Consider the following 16,229-nt stretch of genomic DNA (forward strand, 5'->3'; position numbering starts at 1 on the left):
CAGGATCAGACGAAGGCCACCTTCATGTCTGCTGAACTGCGAAAACACCGACCAAGTTCGAGCCGCGTTCGACGCCGGACCATAAACGACAAGCTGAGCAGCTGCAGCGCCGCACGGTAGCCAGGCTCCGCCAGCTCCATGGGCACACAGGCATGCGGCACGCTCACCTGGCCCGCCAGCACCTCACTCCCGACAGCTTGACGCATGCCGATATCGGAATATGATTTTGTTCATGGCACGAGCAGCGACGACGTCGGACGTCTTCAACGCGATCGCCGAGCCTCAGCGCCGGGAGATATTGGTGTTGCTGCGGGCGGGTGAGCGATCGGTGACCGAGGTGGCTCAGGAGCTGGGGATGACCCAGCCGGGGGCGTCCAAACACCTGCGGGTGCTCCGGGAGGTCGGGCTGGTGCGCGACCGCAAGGCGGGCAAGCAGCGCCTGTACGGCCTGCACGCCGGCGGGCTGCGGCCCGTCCATGAGTGGACGGGCGGTTTCGAGCAGTTCTGGAACGAGAGCTTCGACCGACTGGACGCCTACGTACAGGACCTCAAGCAGACACGAAAAGCGGAGTAGCTCATGAGCACGACAGAACGAGGAACGCCAACGCGGTCGGCGACAGCCGACCGGGAGACTGTCATCTCCCGGATCATCGATGCCCCACGGGAGCTGGTGTTCGAGGCGTTCACCGACGTCCGACACCTGTCGCGGTGGTGGGGTCCGGAAGGGTTCACCACCACCACGCAGGCATTCGAGTTTCGCGTCGGCGGAGAGTGGGATTTCGTGATGCACGGTCCGGACGGGACGGACTACCAGGAGTGGATCACCTGGACCGAGATCACCCCGTCGGAACGGATCTCGATGCTCCACGGTGAGACCCGCAACGACCCGAACGCCTTCGAGTCGGTCCTGACGTTCGAGCCCGCCGGCACGGCGACCCGGATCGAGATGCACACCGTGTTCCCCACCAAGAAGCAGCGGGACGAGGCGGTCGAGAAGTACCACGCGATCGAGGCCGGCCAGCAGACCCTGAGCAACCTGGCTGCTTACGTCACCGAGACCCTTTGGAAGGGAGCTGAGGACTGATGGCCGGGAAGGTGTTCTTCAGCGTGTCGATGTCGCTGGACGGTTTCATAGCGCCCGATTCTCCCGAGGAGCTGATGGGGCGGCAGTGGATGGAACTGCAGCAGTGGGTGTTCCCGCAACGGTTCTTCCGAGAAAACCTGAAGCTCGGCGAGGGCGGCGAGGAGGGGCGCGACAACGACATCGTGCGGGAGACATTCGAGCGCACCGGCGCGAGCGTGATGGGCAAGCGCATGTTCGACGCCGGCGAGCAGATGTGGCCGGAAGAGGCGCCGTTCCACACCTCGGTCTTCGTCGTGACACATGAGAAGCGTGACCCCTGGAAGCGGCCGGGCGGGACCACCTTCCACTTCGTCAACGATGGCATCGAGGCCGCGCTCGACCAGGCCCGCGAGGCCGCCGGCGACCGCGACGTCCGCATCGCGGGCGGCGGCGCGACGATCCTGGAGTACGTGAACGCGGGCTTGGTCGACGAGTTCTCGATCGCGCTGTCACCGGTGCTGTTCGGCTCCGGAATCCGCCTGTTCGAGGGCGTGGACGCAGGCCGCGTGGCCCTGGACGCGGTCCGTACGGAGTCCTCCCCAAAGGTGACGCACCTGACCTACAACGTCCGGACGCGGTAACGGTCCCGGCCTCGGCGCTCCCCCGCGGACAGCCCAATTCACCGTGGCGGTGACGGGAGGTGGGGAACGTCGGTGGGAGAAGATCGGGTCGAGCGTGGTGTCAGCGGGCCAGAGGGCGTCAGCGGCGGCCGGAGGCGTCGCGGGCGACGTCGACGCCGACCTCCACGACCAGGCAGAGCTCAACGAGCGTAAAACTCGTGGCGCGCTGGAGGTGCTTCTGTCTGCCCCTGGGGGCCATCTGCATGGGTGCAGCCTGTCGTCACCGTTCTGTCACAGGTGATCGCCGCTCGGAACCCTGCCGCTCTCCTGCCCTATCTGCTCTCACGTACCACTCGTACCGCGGGTCAACAATCAACGACCGAAACCCGCGGACGAGACGACTCAGGGGGACGACAGCATGCGTCACAGCAACGGCATTCGCAGGGCGGCTCTGGCGACGACGGCGGTCACCGCCGTCGCGGCGGCGGTCACCGGCATCCTGCCCGGCACCGCCATGGCAGCGAGCACCACCACCTCCACCCCGCCGCCCGCCTGCCGGGCCTCCGCTCTCCAGGTCAGCGCCTGGCAGGCCGCCCACCCGCCCGTCGGGACCGGGACCGGCGCGGCGGTCGTGCGGTTCACCAACCTCTCCGGGAAGACGTGCGTCCTGAAGGGCCACCCGACGGTCGCGGGCGCCGGCAACGGCTCCCCCTCCCACAACACCCCGCTCAAGGTCACCCCCACCGGCAGGGCGACCACCGTGAAGGTCCGGCCGCACGGCAAGGCATGGGTGAAGCTGACCTTCGTCCAGGTCCAGGGCGAGGGCGACGGCTACTGCAAGTCGGGCAAGACCCCGAAGGCGTATCCGACGATGGTCATCGGGCTGCCGCGCTCCGGGAAGCACCAGGTCGCCCTGAACGACGGGGTGTGGGCCGAGTGCGACGACAAGGTAACCGTCACCCCGGTCTCGGCGGTCAAGCCTTCCTGACCCCCGTCCCCATCAGTCGAACAGCCTGCATGATGAGCGCAAGGCTCTGACTTGCCGCTCAGGTGGAGGGGGTCGTACCGGTGCGGTGCCCAGTAGCGGCGGTCGCCCTCCTTCACCTCGGTGGTGTCCGCGAACACGAACGCCACCGGGACCAGGTCGTGCGCGGCTTCGGGGCGGCGCTCGATCTCCGGCAGTATCACCGCCACCTTGGCCGACGCCCGCACCACCAGGTCTGCCCGCTGTACGTAACCGCGTCGATGTTTTCAGTCGCGAACGGGAGCAGCGAGTCACCGAGCCCTGGGGTACCGGGGTATCGGGGCAGGCGTCGACTCGCAGCCAGTGACCGGAGCGGGGACCTTCCCACTTAAGGGCAGAGGCGCCCTACCAGAGAGAGTTCGGTAGGGCGCCTCGGGTGGTGATGTGACGGGTGAGCCTAGTGGGGTTCCCAGTTGCCGTCGGTGCTCAGGATTTCTGGGGTGGAGGACACCTGGAAGCCGTCCGGTGTGGACTGGGCGCAGCCGCCGGTGCACTGGGGGGTGAGTTCGGTCGCCTGGGCGGCGGCGGTCGGGCCGACGAGGAGTGCCATAGCCACGCTTCCCACGGTCAGCAGGCCTGCGACCCGGCGAGGAGTCCACTTCATGTCTTTCCCCTTCCGATCATTCCGTACGTGGCCAGGATGACGGATCTCAATGACGGTGACGTCTTCATCCCGTCGTCATGCCGCCACAGCTTCGGATCTGATCCGGCCACCCGCAAGCTTGCCCGCGTCGGCCGAGTCGGTCCAGACGATGGTGATCTCGGGATGCACCATCGGGGGCAGGGACTGCTTGGTCGTGTCGAGCCGCAGGTGGGTGGCATTGCGTTTCGCGAAACGGTACTCGCCGCGGTCGGTTCCCCCCGTCACCGGGAGCTTTCCGAGCACAACCACGACAGGCTCCTCCAGTGCGGCTTTCTGTTGCATCGCCTGTTCCCTCCGCCGGGGTTCAAGGACGGGTTTTCAGTTGCGCGCGCAGACGCTGGCGGTCGGGTTTGCCCACCGCGGTCAGAGGGAGGACGGGCAGCACGTGGAGTGCTTCGGGGGCGTAGAGCCGGCCTTTGCGGGCGGTGACGAACTCGCGGATTTCCGCCAGGTCGGGCTCGTGTCCGGCAGTGGGCACCACGGCGGCGTGGACGTGCTCGACTGCTTCGTCGTCCCGGTCGCCGAAGACGGTGCACTGGGCGACGGCGGGGTGACTCAGCAGCAACTCCTCCAACTCGGCGGGGTAGACGTGGCCGCCGATGACCACGATCATCTCCTTGAGCCGGTCCACGATGTAGAGATAGCCCTTGTCGTCCAGATAGCCGACGTCACCGGTGTGCACCCAGCCGTCGCGCAGCACCTGGGCGGTGAGTTCGGGCTGTTTCCAGTAGCCCTGCATCGCGTAGGGGGAGCGGACGAGTACCTCACCGCGGCTCCCGGTGGGGAGTGAGACGCCGTCGGCGTCGCGGACATCGATGTGTACGCCCGGCAGGGCTCTGCCGACGGTCAGATGTCCGTCAGGTCCGGTCATCTCCTGTTCGTCGGGGCCCGTTTCGGTGATGAGTTGGGCCTCGGCCTGCCCGTACCAGCCGTACAGCACGGGGCCCAGAGCCGCTGCCGCCTGGCGCAGCCTGGCCGGAGAGGCAGCGGTGCCACCGTAGGTGACGCGCCCCAGGCTCGACAGGTCGGTGGCGGTCAGCGCCGGGTGGTCGAGGAGTTGGTACAGCAGCGGCGGCAACAGCCAGGTGTGGGTGATGCGTTCGCGCTCGATGGTGGCCAGTACGTCGGCGGGCTCGAAACCGTGGCGCAGTACCACCGATCCGCCCTGGCGGAGGGTGCCGTCGACCAGGAGCCCCGCCAGGTGGGCCAGCGGGGTGCAGGCCAGGAATCGCGGCGGGTCACCGGCGTCCGTGAGCCGGGCCTCGATCCCGCTGCGGTGGGGGCCGTGCGTCATGCGGATGCCCTTGGGCACTCCGGTGGTGCCTCCGGTGTAGCCGATGCGCCAGTCGTCGTCCGGACCCACCGGCGACGGCAGTGGTCTCGCCGGGTGCCGGAGGGCCTGGGCCAGGATGTCCTCGCCGTCCGTGCTCGGCCCCAGGAACAGCACGGGGAGTCCTTGCGCCGATGGCAGCGGCTCCTGCCGCAGTTCCTCCGCGAGATGCCGCTGTCGCGTGTCCGCCAGGAGCATGTGGCAGTCGGCGCTGGTCAGGATGCTCGCCATGGTCGGTGCGCTCATGCCGTCGTACAGGCAGACCACTCGCGCGCCGGCGAGGTTGGCCGCGTAGCGGGCGATCAGGGCTTCCACGGTGTTGCCGGTGAGCAGGGCGACCGTGATGCCGACGACCGCTCCGCGCTGTCGCAGTTCCGCCGCCAGCCTGTACACCTGGTCGCGGAAGTCGCCGCCACTGGTCGTGCGCCCCTCCGCGTCCGTGAGGACGGTGCGCTGCGGGGCGGTGGACAAGGTGTCGAGGACGGCCTCGACGTAACTGGTGAAGGGGGTCGGTGCTCCGTGCTGCCGTGACATTTCAGCGCTCCCGTTCGAGGGGATCAGGGTCCGGTGGGTGAACCCGACGCTAGAGACTTCCGTTCATGCCTTCCACGACCAGTTGTGTCATGTGTTCATGACGAGTGAGGCATGAAGTGGTCGACGGCCAGTCGACGGAACGTCTTGGCCACCGGCGAGAGGTAGGCGTCCCGACGCCACACGAGGCTGAGGGTGCGGTGGGCGTCCGGGGTGTCGAGGCGCGCCCAGGCCACAAGCTCGTGTTCGCCCATCGCACGTCGTGCGACGGCGGGCATCAGGCCGATGCCGAGGCCGGTCCCGATGAGCCGCGGCGTGGCCGCGGCTTCGTCGCCCTCACATATCACCCGTGGTTGCAGGCCCTCACGGGCGAACAGCGCCTCCAGGAGCACGCGTTGCCAATGGCCGGCGCGTGTACTGACGAACTCCTCCTCGGCCAGCTCGGACACCGTGACGTGCTCCCGATCCGCCAGGCGGTGACCGTACGGCACGGCGAGGAACACCTCCTCCCGCAGCAGCGTCACAGAGTCCAGGCCCGGACCGGCCAGCGGCTGCGACGCGAGGGCGAAGTCCACCTCGGCGGCGGCCAGATGGCGCCGCATCGACTGGGCCGAGGCCTGGAGCAGGCGCACCTTCACGCCGGGGCTGTGCGCCCGGAAGGCGGCCAGCACCTCAGCCAGTTGCATCAACGTCTCCGCGGCGATGGCGACCCGTCCCGGGCCGGCGGCATCCGCCATCTCGCGCCGCGCGTCGTCCAGTTCGGCCATGGCCCGGTCGACTCGCCGCAGGAACGCCGCGCCGTGCTCGTTGAGCCGTATCCGACGGCCCTGTCGATCGAACAGCAGGACCCCGAGTTCCGACTCCAGCCGACTGATCGTGCGGCTCACCGACGGCTGGGCGACGCGCAGTTCCTGTGCGGCGCGGCTGATGTGCTGATGGCGGGCCACGGCTTGGAAGCAGCGCAGTGAGAGAAGATCCATGGGGACAGTTTCGCCCCGTCTCTCTGCAGATCCTCCGGACAGGGGACATGTTGGCGGGGGTGTCCGCTGAGCTTGTTCTTTGTCTACCTGGTACCCGCTTCGTGGGCCCGCGGCGGGCCGCCGGGGCCTGGGGAGCGTTCCCTCCCAGGCCCCGGCGGATTCCAGGGTGCCTACAGCGCGGGGTAGGCGTTCTTCATGAGCTCCTGGAACTGGGCGGAGAACCAGTGGCCGGCCACTGGTGCGTTGGGCAGCGCTCCGGACATGTGGTAGTTGTTGCGCGGGTTACCGGTGTACGTGGGGTCGCACATGCGGTCGAAACCCTTGCCCTCGTCGTTGTCGATGGCCTTGCTCGAGCCGTCGGACTCGCCCGGGGGCTTCATCCACACGTAGGCGTCGATGCCCGTGGCCGGGTTGGCCTGCGGCCGTTCGCCGAGTCCTGCGCCGGACTGGTTGCACCAGTTGCCGAGGTGGATGCGGCGGTCGTAGCGCCCGCCGTCCACGTACGTGTCGACGCTCGTGGTGGCCCCGGGGCCAGTGGGCCGGGCCGTGCCGCCCCAGCCGTTGCGGGACGTGTCGATCAGCATGCCGAGGTTCTGGTCGAAGCCGAGCGACACCAGCTTGGTGCGCATGGCCTGGGCGTACGACAGCTCATCGGTGTAGCGGTTCCAGTCGACCCACTTGGACTCGCGCACCGACTTGCCCGCGACCGTGTCGCCGATGGCGAAGTGGTCCTCCTTGAGTGCGCTGTAGTTGGCCGTGTTCACGATGAAGCCGTGGACGTCGGACAGCTTCGCGCCGTTGGCGGAGGCGGTCGCCTTGAACAACTCGGCGGAGGGGCCGAAGTTGTCGTCCCAGCCGAGCCAGCCGTGGTGGCCCGCGTCGATGTAGTTGTAGACGTTGCCGATGTCACCGAGCTTGTCGAGGGCGTAGCCGACGCCCTTCTGGTAGTTGCCGTTGGTCTTCATCACGTCGCAGTTGGGCGTGGCCGTGGGCCGGCCGGAGACGTTGGTGACCAGGTTGGGCAGCGAGTCGATCTCGATCGAGGTGACGATGCGCAGATCCTTGTACTTGGGGTCGGCGAGGATCGCGACGATGGGGTCGATGAAGTCCCTCTTGTACTTGTCGATCTCTGTGGGGCCCAGTTCGCCGTTGGAGGACAGGGCGGAGCAGTCGCGGCCCGGCAGGTTGTAGACGACGAGCTGGACGACTTCTTCGCCGCTGCCCTTCTGGGCGAGCGCCGCGTCGAGGTGGTCGCGCAGGCCCATGCCGCCGCCGACACCGTTGATGGCCGCGATGCGGTCGAGCCAGACACCGGTGGGCTGGTTCGCGATGCGGGCGCCGCCGGGTTCGGCCTTGGCGTGCGCGGCCCACTCCGGGTTCACGTACACCTTCGCTCCGGCGTACGGGTTGTCGACGCGGCCACCAGGTCCGGGGGGATCGGTGGGATCCGTGGGATCGGTGTCCGTGTTGCAGGTGACGCCGTTCAGCTTGAAGGTGGTGGGCAGGGCGTTGCTGCCGCTGTAGGAGGCGTTGAAGCCGAAGGAGGCGGAGGCGCCGGTGGACAGGGAGCCGTTGTAGGAGGCGTTCTTGGCGGTGACGGCGGCCCCGGCCTGGCTGATGTCGGCGTTCCAGCCGTTGGTGACCTTCTGGTTGCCCGCGTAGGACCAGGTGAGGTTCCAGCCGTTGACCGCGGCGCCGTTGTTGGTGACGGTGACGGCGGTGGTGAAGCCGCTGTCCCACTGGTTCTGCACCTTGTAGTCGACGCTGCAGGCCGGCGCCGCCGACACGGCGTCGGGCTGCGCGACGGCGGTGCCCGCGCTGGCGGCGCCGGTGAGGGCGAGTACGGTGAGCGCGGCGGTGCCGGCTCTCGATGTGATGCGGCTCATGGTGTGCGGTGTCCCTTCCGAGATGAGGAGAGTCGTGCGGTGTGAGGTGGTTGGGCGGTGTGAGGCGGTCATCCGTTCACGGTGCGCAGGTGATCGCGCAGGCCGGTCCCGAAGGCTGTCGGTGTGCCGTCGTAGGAGCTGATCAGGGACGGGCCGGAGGAACAGTCCCAGGTGTTCCACGTCCAGCCGAGGTAGGACTGCTCGCGGTCGTCGAACCACTTCATGACGCGGTCGATGAACCCGTGCGAGCAGGTGTTCTCGCCGATCTCCCCCGCCACCAGCGGTACTTGGGCGGCGACCGGTCCCAGCGTGGAGTCCCAGCAGCTCTCGGTGGAGCAGGTGTTGAAGTTGTAGACGTGCCAGGCCGCGGCGAGATTGCCGGCCGGGTCGGATGGCCGGTGGGCGAGCCATTGGCCGAGGTCGTTGGAGTAGGCGAGGCCGCCCGCGAGGATCACGTTCTTGGCGCCCGTGGCACGGACGGAGTCGACGAGGTCTTGCATGCCGGCGACTTCGTAGTCGATGCCGGGGCAGGTGCCGCCGTCCTTCCAACAGGCCCACGCCTGGGCTGTGTTCGAGGTGGCACGGTCCGGATAGGGTTCGTTGAAGAGATCGAAGACGACCGTCGGATCGTCCTTGTAGGTGCTCGCGACCGACGCCCAGAAGTCGGGAGCGTATCGGGCGTCCGGCATCGGCTTCTGGCAGGTGGCGTGGACGTCGGCGCAGCCGGCCGAGTTCCCGGTGTACCGGCCGTAGGACCAGTGCATCTCCAGGATGGGCGTCATGCCGTGGGCCTTGACCTTGGTGACCAACTCCTTGATGGCGGCGCGGTAGTTGTCGCCGCCGTATTCGGGTTTGATGTTGTCGAGGCCGAGCCAGCACTCCTCGTTGAGCGGGATCCGGACGGCGTTGGCCTTCCAGTCGGCGATGGCCGCGACGGATGCGTCGTCGACCGGGCCGTCGAAGATTCCGTAGCCCTGTACGCACATGAACTCGGCGCCGGAGCGGTTCACACCGAGGATCCGCCGGGTGGCACCGGAGGTGTCGACGAGTTTGTTCCCGGAGACCTTCAGGGCGGGGGCCTTCCCCTCGCCGCCCGGGTCGGTGGGGTCCGTGCCGTCGATGTCGCAGGTCGTGCCGTTCAGCTTGAAGACTGTCGGGGCGGTGTTGGCACCCGACCGCGACCCTATGAACCCGACCGAGACGCTTGCACCGGAGGGAAGCGCACCGTTCCAGGACTCGTTGGTGGCGGTCACGGTCGCCTGGGACTGGGACCACTTCGCGGACCAGCCCTGGGTGACCTTCTGCCCGTCGGCGAAGGCGAAGGAAAGGCTCCACCCGTCCTTGGCCGCAGCGTTGTTGGTGACCTTCACGGCGGCCTGGAAGCCGCTGTCCCACTGGCTGGTGATCGAGTACTCCACCGAGCACGCGGGGGCGGCCGCGGACGCGGCGTCGGTCATGGGGACGAGCGTGGCCGTCGAGACGACGCACGCGAGCAAAGTTGCGTGTAACGCGTGACGCGGGGGGTGGCGCATGAGCGACTCCTCGCAGCTCGGGCGCGACCGGCACATGGCCGGCGCGTCGACTGATGGAACCGCTCCCACTGGTTGCTGGTGGACTGTAGAGAACCAACTGTTGTTGAGCAATAGGGGGATCGGGAATTCCCGCTGTCGAATCAATTCGACTCTTCAAGCCTCTTGACCCTTAATTCCCGCATCCCCATCCTTGGGAGCGCTCCCACTGGTTCACATGTTGTATCCCCCCAGCACCACGCCCCCCTCACTCTCCGGAACCCAAGGAGGAACCAGGGCATGCCACAAAGACGGGCCCGGCGGTTGTGGACCGCCGTCGCGGCCACCCTGGCACTACCGTTCGCCACCCTCGCCGCTCTTCCCGCCACCGCCGACGCGGCGGCGGTCGGATGCAGCGTCGACTACAAGACCAACGACTGGGGTTCCGGCTTCACCGCCGATCTGACGATCACCAATCGCGGCACCACGGCGATCGACGGCTGGACCCTCACCTACACCCACAGCGGCAACCAGAAACTGACCAGCGGCTGGAATGCGACCTGGTCGCAGTCCGGTAAAGCGATCACCGCGAAAAGCCTTTCGTACAACGCGAAGATCGCGCCCGGTGCCGCTGCCACGGCAGGCGCGCAATTCACCTACAGCGGCACGAATGCGGTGCCCACCGATTTCGCGGTCAACGGCGTCACGTGTGCGGGCGCCCATCAACCGCCGATCACGGTGCTCACCAGCCCGAAGGCCGGCGCCGTCTACTCGGCCGGCGACGCCGTCCCGCTCGCCGCCACTGCCGCGGCGGCCGACGGAGCAAGCGTCGACAAGGTCGAGTTCTACGACGACACGACCCTGCTCGGCACGGACACCACGGCACCGTACGAACTCAGAACGGACAACCTGAAGGCCGGGACGCACTCCCTGTACGCGAAGGCGTACGACAGCCAGGGCGCCTCCGGCGAGTCGACACCGGTCGGCATCACCGTCGCGGCCGGCCCCGCCCTGGTCGCCACTCCTTCACAACTCGGAGTCCAGCAGGGCAAGTCCGGCACCTTCAACGTCAAGCTGTCGACGCAGCCGACAGCCGACGTCACGGTCACGACGGCCCGCACGGGAGGCAACTCCGGACTGTCCGTGGCCTCGGGCGCGAGCCTGACCTTCACGCCGTCGAACTGGAACACGGCGCAGAAAGTGACCGTCACGGCCGACGCCTCCGGCACGGGCGCGGCCACCTTCGGCGTGACGGCCCCGGGCCACACCAAGGCCACGGTCACCGTCACGCAGCTCGCCGCGTCCAAGACGTACGATGCCCGCTTCCTCGATCTCTACGGGAAGATCACCAACCCGGCGAACGGCTACTTCTCACCGGAGGGCATCCCCTACCACTCGGTCGAGACGCTGATCGTCGAGGCCCCGGACCACGGCCACGAGACGACGTCGGAGGCCTACAGCTACCTCCTGTGGCTCCAGGCGATGTACGGCAAGGTCAGCGGCGACTGGTCGAAGTTCAACGGGGCGTGGGGCCTCATGGAGAAGTACATGATCCCCACCCACGCCGACCAGCCGACGAACTCCTCGTACAACGCCTCGAAGCCCGCGACGTACGCGCCGGAACACGACCTGCCGTCCCAGTACCCGGCGAAGCTCGACCCGTCGGTCTCCGCCGGCAGCGACCCGATCGCGGCAGAGCTCAAGAGCGCCTACGGTACGGACGACATCTACGGCATGCACTGGCTGCAGGACGTCGACAACGTCTACGGCTACGGCAACGAACCCGGTAAGTGCGAGGCGGGCCCGACTGCCACCGGCCCCTCCTACATCAACACCTTCCAGCGCGGCGCGCAGGAGTCGGTGTGGGAGACGGTGCCGCAGCCGACCTGTGACGCCTTCAAGTACGGTGGCAAGAACGGGTACTTGGACCTGTTCACCGGGGACGCCTCCTACGCCAGGCAGTGGAAGTTCACCAACGCCCCGGATGCCGACGCCCGTGCGGTGCAGGCCGCCTACTGGGCCAACGTGTGGGCCAAACAGCAGGGCAAGGCCTCCGACGTCTCGGCGACCGTCGGCAAGGCCGCCAAGATGGGCGACTACCTGCGGTACTCGATGTACGACAAGTACTTCAAGAAGATCGGAAACTGTGTCGGGCCCACCACCTGCCCGGCCGGCACCGGCAAGGACGCCTCGCACTACCTGATGTCCTGGTACTACGCCTGGGGCGGTGCGACGGACACCTCGGCGGGCTGGTCCTGGCGCATCGGGTCGAGCCACACGCACGGCGGCTACCAGAACCCGCTCGCCGCGTACGCGCTGTCCTCCACCGCCGATCTGAAGCCCAAGTCGGCGACGGGGCAGGCGGACTGGGCCAAGTCGCTGGACCGACAGCTCGAGTTCTACCGCTGGCTGCAGTCGAACGAGGGCGCCATCGCGGGTGGCGCGACGAACAGCTGGGGCGGCAGCTACAGCACCCCGCCGTCGGGCACGCCCACGTTCTACGGCATGTACTACGACGAGGCGCCGGTCTACCACGACCCACCGTCGAACCAGTGGTTCGGCTTCCAGGCGTGGTCGATGGAGCGGGTCGCCGAGTACTACAAGGAGTCGGGTGACGCCGACGCCAAGGCGGTCCTGGACAAGTGGGTCGACTGGGCCCTGTCCAAGACGACCATCAACCCCGACGGCACGTTCCGGATCCCCTCCACGCTCCAGTGGTCGGGCAAGCCCGACACCTGGAACGCCTCGAGTCCCGGCGCCAACAGGGACCTGCACGTCACTGTCGCCGACTACACCGACGACGTCGGTGTCGCCGCGGCGTACGCGAAAACCCTGACGTACTACGCCGCCAAGTCCGGTGACACACGGGCGAAGACGACCGCGAAGGCGCTGCTCGACGGCATGTGGGAGCACAACCAGGACGCCCTTGGCATCGCCGTGCCCGAGACCCGGGCCGACTACAGCCGGTTCGACGACCCGGTCTACGTGCCGAGCGGCTGGACGGGCACGATGCCCAACGGTGACAAGATCGACTCGTCGTCGACCTTCTCCTCGCTGCGCTCCTTCTACAAGGACGACCCCAACTGGTCCAAGGTCGAGGCGTACTTGGCCGGCGGGGCGGCGCCGACGTTCACGTACCACCGGTTCTGGGCCCAGGCGGACATCGCGCTCGCCATGGGTTCGTACGCGGAGCTGCTCGAGTAACGCCCCGCTGACGGCGGCTCCGTGCACACCGGGCGCCGGGCAGGCCCTCTTCCGGGGCCTGCCCGGCGCCCGGCCCCTTGCCGCCCTCGCTTTTGATCATTTCTTGTGTCCGAAGCGGTGTCCGTTCACCGGCCCGGGTCGTTGGTCCGGACATGACGACTCACACTCATTCTGCGGCCGACTCCCACCCGGACCTCGACAGTGCACGACTCAGCGACGTTCTCTTTGCCGAGGGTGTCGACGTCCACGAGATATGGCGCAAGGCCATCTCGGCCGACCTGTTCCGTCACCGCGCCGATGCCGGCACCGAAGAGCGGTGGCAGCTCTCCTACGAGCGGCTGCGGGCGCTCAACGACGAACTGCTCCGCCCCGAGGCCCTGGTGCAGGATCCGCGGGCACTGGCCGCTCTGCACGAGTGGACCGCGGTGGTGGACGGTGCGACGGCGACGGTGGCCGGCATCCACTACAACCTCTTCCTCGGAAGCCTGCTCGACGACCGCCTTTCACCGCCGCGTGACCTCAGCGCCTTCACCGGCCTGGCCCGCACCGGCACTTTCCTGTGCACCGAACGCGCCCATGGCAACGACGCGGCCGCGCTGGAGACCTGGGCCCGCTACGACCGTCAGCGCGAGGAGTTCGTGCTGCACACCCCGAACGAGGGGGCGCAGAAGTACATGCCCAACACCAGCGGGGCCGGGGGGCCCAAGAGCGCGGTGGTGGCGGCCCGGCTGTTGGCCGACGGCAAGGATCGAGGCGTCTTCCTGTTCCTCGTCCCGCTGAGCGACGATCATGGAACACTGCCGGGTATCACCGTGACCGCACTGCCCGAACGCGTCGGCAGTCCGGTGGACCACTGCACCACCAGCTTCGACCAGGTACGCCTGCCGCGTTCCGCGCTTCTCCAGGGCGAGCACGGACGGCTGTTGGCGGACGGCAGCTTCACCAGCACCGTGGGCAGCGCGCGCAAACGGTTCCTGCACGCGATCGCCCGGGTGACGGTCGGGAAGCTGTGCATGAGCGCCAGCGCGGTCGGCGGTAGCCGGGCGGCACTGGCGATCGCCGTCCGCTACGCCCACACCCGCCACATCTCCGGCCCGGTGGCGGGCCGGCGTGTTCCGCTGGCCGCGCACCGCAGTCACCACTCCCGCCTGTTGGAACGGGTGGCCACCGCCTACGCGATGACCTTCCTCCACCGCACGGTCACCGCACGCTGGATCACCCACGAACCCGGGGAACAGGCCGACAGCGAGCGGCTCGTGGCCCTGGCCAAAGGGTGGATCACCTGGCAGGCCCGGGAGATCATGATCGAGAGCCGGGAGCGTTGCGGCGCCCGCGCCCTGTTCCCGGTGAACGGGCTGGCGGAGTACTCCGCCAACGCGGACGGAGCGATCACCGCGGAGGGAGACAACCTCGCGATCTGGTGCAAGGCCGCAGCCGAGATGATCTTTGGGCACACTCTCGCTCCCCGGCCCCCGAAGGCAACCGGCCATGAGAGCCTGGAGGACCCCGACTTCCTGCGCCGGGGCCTCACCACCGCCGAGCGCCACTGGCACACGAGCGCCCGGCACGATCTGCGACGCGGTGAGCCCGGCGACGCGCTCGCGCGCTGGAACAACGCCTCCGCCGCCGCTCTGAGCCTGGCCGACGCCTACACCGTCGGCCAGGCTGCCGACGCCTTCGCCGCAGCCCTCACCCGCACGACCGACGCCCACGCCCGGGCGGCGCTGAACGACCTGTACGTCCTGTTTTTGCTCAACCAGGTGCAAACCCATAGTGGACTCCTCCTGGCCGAAGGCGCCCTCAGCGCCGAACAGGTCCGCGCACTGCCCCGGACCCGGCACGCCCTCACCGCCCGGCTCGCTCCCTGCCTGCCGGCCCTCACCGAAGCCTTCTCCGTCCCCGAGGAACACCTCGCCACCCTGCCCATGCTGACAAGCCCCTGACCACAGCCCCTGAGCCACCACCGGTCCGGCCCGGCAGGAGCCGGCCGGAACCGGTGGGACCAGCTGCCCTGGCCCCAGACCTACAGCTGTGGCCGGCTCAGCGGTCTAGAGGCCGCCCAGTCCGGCCGGGTCGTCCGGTCGCCAGGTCGAGGGTTCGGCTCGGCGAAGGACCCGAGCGAGGTCGAGCGGCATGCCGGGGCTGGACGGACCGTGGATGGCCACTGCGCGCAGAGCTGCCGCACGGCGGAGGGCGGACAAAGTCTGCGGGCCTTGGTGATCAGAAGTCCCTCCGGCCGGAGTTGCTTGCTCGGAGATGACCCGCCGCCCCTCGTCCGTCGGTCCGGTGGGCAGCGGTTGTGCGCCGGACCGGGCCAGGGTGAGCACGGCCGGGAGCACGGCGCCGGCCGCAACGGCAGAGGCCATGCCCGCCTGGTCGTTGTGGCCCGACTCCCAGACCACCAGTGCGGCCATGGCGAAGAAGGCAGCCCCCTCGGCCAGGAGGATGAGGGTGCTGAGCCAGGTCTCGACTCGGGCACGCCGTGCCGGATGAACGATCAGTCCTTTCCGGGCGAGGGCGTCACCGATCCTGCGGACGGCCACACTCCTCTTCGTCCGCTTCTCCACCCTCCTCGGCCGCACGGACCGGCCCGGTCGGCAAGCCGCGAGGGCGGCCTGCTCGACAGGGTCGTACGTCTCCGTGGCAGTGGCGGCGGTCCCGGTCAGGACGATCCGGTCGTTCTCGACGCCGATCAGACCAGCCCGCCACAGAACCGCGAGCGCGGCCTGTGCCACCCGTCGACGCCCTCCGCACAGGAACGCGAGCTCGTAGAGAGGCAGCTCCACCGGCCCCGGAGACGCCGCCACCGGCAGCAGCCGCAGCCGCAGCCGCCTGCGAGCGAATACGACGCCCAGGGCCGCCCACCCCACCAGGCACCAGACAAAAAGCGCACAGCCCACCCACATGCCATCCACCCCCGGTCCCACATTCTCCGCCGCCCGACCACCCTCCGCCAAGAGGAGCGGAACAGGGGGACCGCCCTCCTGGCCGCCACGTGGTTGACGGCCCCTTGCACACCGTCGCGGGCACCTTCCAACGGCCGTGCCACCAGGGCAGTGTGGCGGCGAGCGCCTGGCATGAGGGGTCGCGGAAGGACCTGCGCGCGTTCGGCGCGAACATCCGTGTCGACGGGCGTCATGGTGTGTCGCCGGAGTAGTGGAGGCGGCAACTGACGCCTGGCCCGGGTCGGCGGGGCTCGCCGGGGCGCGGGTCGTACAGGGCGCGGCCGCCGGGCCAGCGGGAGAGCTCGGTGGTCAGGGCGACGCCGGCGTCGACGTCCTCGGTCCGCCAGCCGTGGATGTCCAGCAAGAGGCCGTCCAGCGGACCGCCGACCAGTACGGCGTAGGTCCGGTGCGGGAGCGGGCCGGGACAGGGGTCGTCGTGCTCCGCGCCGTAGACGCGGCCGTTCAGCAGCTGCTCGTCTCCGTTCATCCGATCAG

16 protein-coding genes are annotated in these 16,229 nt (G+C 68.6%); 6 read left to right on the forward strand and 10 right to left on the reverse strand.

Going from position 1 to position 16,229, the window contains the following annotated elements; translation table 11 throughout:
• Window positions 1-5 precede the first annotated feature (5 nt).
• Complete coding sequence (locus tag ACZ516_RS06005) at window positions 6-206, reverse strand: hypothetical protein (protein ID WP_469008748.1); 201 nt, start codon at window positions 204-206, stop codon at window positions 6-8.
• 26 nt (window positions 207-232) lie between these two features.
• On the opposite strand from ACZ516_RS06005, the gene ACZ516_RS06010 reads away from it, so the two are divergent.
• From ACZ516_RS06010 to ACZ516_RS06020, 3 genes are read left to right on the forward strand one after another with little or no spacing between them, the layout of a single operon-like run.
• Window positions 233-574: an ArsR/SmtB family transcription factor gene (locus ACZ516_RS06010; protein ID WP_358586430.1), complete on the forward strand. Its 342-nt coding sequence runs from the start codon at window positions 233-235 to the stop codon at window positions 572-574.
• Window positions 575-577: 3 nt separating this feature from the next.
• Window positions 578-1,084 carry an SRPBCC family protein gene (locus ACZ516_RS06015; protein WP_469008749.1) on the forward strand — a complete coding sequence of 169 codons (507 nt, stop codon included), beginning with the start codon at window positions 578-580 and terminating at the stop codon, window positions 1,082-1,084.
• Window positions 1,084-1,704 carry a dihydrofolate reductase family protein gene (locus tag ACZ516_RS06020; protein ID WP_469008752.1) on the forward strand — a complete coding sequence of 207 codons (621 nt, stop codon included), beginning with the start codon at window positions 1,084-1,086 and terminating at the stop codon, window positions 1,702-1,704. Before ACZ516_RS06015 ends, ACZ516_RS06020 begins: the two co-directional genes overlap by 1 nt.
• A gap of 118 nt (window positions 1,705-1,822) precedes the next feature.
• Here the strand turns inward: ACZ516_RS06020 and ACZ516_RS06025 are convergent, their stop codons facing one another.
• The gene (locus ACZ516_RS06025; RefSeq protein WP_469008753.1) at window positions 1,823-1,948 is read right to left on the reverse strand and encodes a hypothetical protein; all 126 of its coding nucleotides are present in this window, start codon (window positions 1,946-1,948) and stop codon (window positions 1,823-1,825) included.
• A 153-nt stretch (window positions 1,949-2,101) separates the two neighbouring features.
• Here ACZ516_RS06025 and ACZ516_RS06030 point away from each other — a divergent pair, with 153 nt between their 5' ends.
• The gene (locus ACZ516_RS06030; protein WP_469008754.1) at window positions 2,102-2,671 is read left to right on the forward strand and encodes a DUF4232 domain-containing protein; all 570 of its coding nucleotides are present in this window, start codon (window positions 2,102-2,104) and stop codon (window positions 2,669-2,671) included.
• Window positions 2,672-3,104: 433 nt separating this feature from the next.
• On the opposite strand, the gene ACZ516_RS06035 is transcribed toward ACZ516_RS06030, so the two are convergent.
• From ACZ516_RS06035 to ACZ516_RS06060, 6 genes are all read right to left on the reverse strand, one after another.
• Window positions 3,105-3,263, reverse strand: coding sequence for a hypothetical protein (locus ACZ516_RS06035; protein ID WP_361087862.1), 159 nt, complete (start codon window positions 3,261-3,263; stop codon window positions 3,105-3,107).
• Between the two features lie 123 nt (window positions 3,264-3,386).
• On the reverse strand, window positions 3,387-3,632 hold the full coding sequence (locus tag ACZ516_RS06040; protein ID WP_469008756.1) for a hypothetical protein: 246 nt from the start codon (window positions 3,630-3,632) through the stop codon (window positions 3,387-3,389).
• A 22-nt stretch (window positions 3,633-3,654) separates the two neighbouring features.
• Window positions 3,655-5,214, reverse strand: coding sequence for an AMP-binding protein (locus ACZ516_RS06045; protein WP_469008757.1), 1,560 nt, complete (start codon window positions 5,212-5,214; stop codon window positions 3,655-3,657).
• 95 nt (window positions 5,215-5,309) lie between these two features.
• The gene (locus ACZ516_RS06050) at window positions 5,310-6,191 is read right to left on the reverse strand and encodes a LysR family transcriptional regulator (RefSeq protein ID WP_469008759.1); all 882 of its coding nucleotides are present in this window, start codon (window positions 6,189-6,191) and stop codon (window positions 5,310-5,312) included.
• Between the two features lie 170 nt (window positions 6,192-6,361).
• Window positions 6,362-8,077 (reverse strand): glycoside hydrolase family 6 protein, encoded by a 1,716-nt coding sequence (locus ACZ516_RS06055; RefSeq protein WP_469008760.1) that lies wholly within the window; start codon window positions 8,075-8,077, stop codon window positions 6,362-6,364.
• 68 nt (window positions 8,078-8,145) lie between these two features.
• The gene (locus ACZ516_RS06060) at window positions 8,146-9,609 is read right to left on the reverse strand and encodes a cellulose binding domain-containing protein (RefSeq protein ID WP_469008761.1); all 1,464 of its coding nucleotides are present in this window, start codon (window positions 9,607-9,609) and stop codon (window positions 8,146-8,148) included.
• Window positions 9,610-9,885: 276 nt separating this feature from the next.
• Between ACZ516_RS06060 and ACZ516_RS06065 the strand changes: the two genes are divergently transcribed.
• Window positions 9,886-12,789: a glycoside hydrolase family 48 protein gene (locus tag ACZ516_RS06065; RefSeq protein ID WP_469008762.1), complete on the forward strand. Its 2,904-nt coding sequence runs from the start codon at window positions 9,886-9,888 to the stop codon at window positions 12,787-12,789.
• Window positions 12,790-12,941: 152 nt separating this feature from the next.
• Window positions 12,942-14,732 (forward strand): acyl-CoA dehydrogenase family protein, encoded by a 1,791-nt coding sequence (locus ACZ516_RS06070; protein WP_469008764.1) that lies wholly within the window; start codon window positions 12,942-12,944, stop codon window positions 14,730-14,732.
• Window positions 14,733-14,837: 105 nt separating this feature from the next.
• On the opposite strand, the gene ACZ516_RS06075 is transcribed toward ACZ516_RS06070, so the two are convergent.
• Both ACZ516_RS06075 and ACZ516_RS06080 read right to left on the reverse strand, forming a co-directional pair.
• Window positions 14,838-15,659, reverse strand: a complete 822-nt coding sequence (locus tag ACZ516_RS06075) for a TIGR04222 domain-containing membrane protein (RefSeq protein WP_469008765.1) — start codon at window positions 15,657-15,659, stop codon at window positions 14,838-14,840.
• Between the two features lie 265 nt (window positions 15,660-15,924).
• Window positions 15,925-16,221 (reverse strand): hypothetical protein, encoded by a 297-nt coding sequence (locus tag ACZ516_RS06080; RefSeq protein ID WP_358586458.1) that lies wholly within the window; start codon window positions 16,219-16,221, stop codon window positions 15,925-15,927.
• Window positions 16,222-16,229 lie beyond the last annotated feature (8 nt).

The organism is Streptomyces sp. NPDC034037, assembly GCF_055575715.1.